Source organism: Pseudomonas agronomica (assembly GCF_025917275.1).
Taxonomy (GTDB): Bacteria; Pseudomonadota; Gammaproteobacteria; order Pseudomonadales; family Pseudomonadaceae; genus Aquipseudomonas; species Aquipseudomonas agronomica.
Window position 1 is genome coordinate 1 of record NZ_JAOSHO010000746.1, and the last position, 1,838, is coordinate 1,838.

At 61.5% G+C, this 1,838-nt stretch carries 3 protein-coding genes; 2 read left to right on the top strand and 1 reads right to left on the bottom strand.

The window, feature by feature from the left end:
- Positions 1 to 100: 100 nt before the first annotated feature.
- Positions 101 to 589, top strand: a complete 489-nt coding sequence (locus OC610_RS26785; RefSeq protein WP_264432268.1) for a GFA family protein — start codon at positions 101 to 103, stop codon at positions 587 to 589.
- Here the strand turns inward: OC610_RS26785 and miaE are convergent.
- On the bottom strand, positions 586 to 1,188 hold the full coding sequence (gene miaE / locus OC610_RS26790; protein ID WP_198797475.1) for a tRNA-(ms[2]io[6]A)-hydroxylase: 603 nt from the start codon (positions 1,186 to 1,188) through the stop codon (positions 586 to 588). The two genes, OC610_RS26785 and miaE, sit on opposite strands and share 4 nt — an antisense overlap.
- Before the next feature lie 158 nt (positions 1,189 to 1,346).
- On the opposite strand from miaE, the gene OC610_RS26795 reads away from it, so the two are divergent.
- A partial coding sequence (locus OC610_RS26795) for a universal stress protein (protein ID WP_264432271.1) occupies positions 1,347 to 1,838 on the top strand: 492 nt, incomplete at its 3' end.

The following is a 1,838-nucleotide window of genomic DNA, read 5'->3' on the forward strand; positions in this document are numbered from 1 at the left end:
TGCTCGCGAAGGCGTCCGCACATTCAACATAAATCCAACCGGCAAAAAACGCCGACCGTCTAGGCTGTACTGAACCATTTCCAATCCACTGGAGGTTCCCATGCACCTCGAAGGATCCTGCCACTGCGGCGCCGTGTCATTCAGCCTGGACAGCCGCCATCCCTACCCTTATCAGCGCTGCTACTGCTCGATCTGCCGCAAGACCCAGGGCGGCGGCGGTTTTGCGATCAACCTGGGGGGCGACGCGAAGAGCCTGAAGGTGCAAGGCCGCAAGCACATCACGGTCTATCACGCGCGACTGAAGGATGAAGGCAATAAACGCGCCCACCGCAGCAGCGCCGAACGACACTTCTGCTCGTTATGCGGCTCGGGGCTGTGGCTGTTCAGCCCGGAATGGCCGGAGCTGATACACCCATTTGCCTCAGCCATCGACACGCCATTGCCGGTACCGCCGGAGCACACTCACCTGATGCTGGGCTCCAAGGCGCCGTGGGTGGAAGTCGAGGCGCATCCGGGGGACCAGCAGTTCGAGGTCTACCCCGAAGAGTCGATTGCCCAGTGGCATGAGCGGCTGGGCTTGACCCGTTAGGCCGGCACCCCACTGTGAAACCGGAACTCCACGTCCGGCGACTCGATCAGCTCCCGCTCGGCGGCGCGGACCTTGTCGATCACCTGGGCGATGTCCTTGGCGTCGCCGTACTGATAGGCCAGCTTCAGGTAGCCCTGGAAATGCCGCGCCTCGCTTTTCAGCAAGCCGAAATAGAACTTGCCCAGTTCCTCGTCCAGATGCGGCACCAGGGCCTCGAATCGCTCGCAGCTACGGGCTTCGATGAAAGCGCCAACCACCAGGGTATCCACCAGTTTCACCGGCTCGTGGCTGCGCACCACTTTGCGCAGGCCCGAGGCGTAGCGCCCGGCGGAAAGCTGGCGCAGGCCGACCTTGCGCTTTTTCATCAGGCGCATGACCTGTTCGTGATGCACCAGTTCTTCCCGGGCCAGGCGCGACATCATGTTGATCAGGTCAACGTGAGAATGGTATTTGGCAATCAGGCTCAGGGCAGTGCTGGCGGCCTTGAACTCGCAGTTCTTGTGGTCGATCAGCAGCGTTTCCTGATCGGCCAGCGCAGCCTGGACCCAGGCATCGGGCGTGCGGCAGCCAAGGAATTCGTGGATTTCGGGAAGAATCATGGGGCTCACGGAAAAAGTAGTCGAGCAAAGGTCGCCGATTATACCGGCCTGCCTCCAGACCACCAGCCACCGCCGTTGATATGCATCAAGTCGACGGGCCCTCCACAGCAACTATAGTTGAGCAACGCCATGCCTCTTTATTGCTGGAGACGCCGATCATGCAAGCCATTCGCAGCATCCTGGTGGTCATCGAACCCGAACATTCGGAAAGCCTGGCGCTCAAGCGCGCCAAGCTGATCGCCGGGGTCACCCAAGCCCACCTGCATTTGCTGGTCTGCGACAAACACCACGACCATGCCGGCATGCTCAGCGTGCTGAAGGCCGCGCTGGCGGCGGATGGCTACAGCGTGACCACCGAGCAGGCCTGGAACGACAGCCTCCACGAAACCATCATCGACGTGCAACAGGCCGAAGGCTGTGGCCTGGTCATCAAGCAGCATTTCCCCGACAGCCCCTTGAAAAAGGCCCTGCTGACCCCGGCGGACTGGAAACTGCTGCGCCATTGCCCGACCCCGGTGCTGCTGGTCAAGACCACCGGCTCCTGGAAGGACAGGGTCATCCTCGCCGCGGTCGATGTCGGCAATGCCGATGGCGAACACCGCCACCTGCATTCGACCATCATCGACCATGGCTATGACATCGCCCTGCTG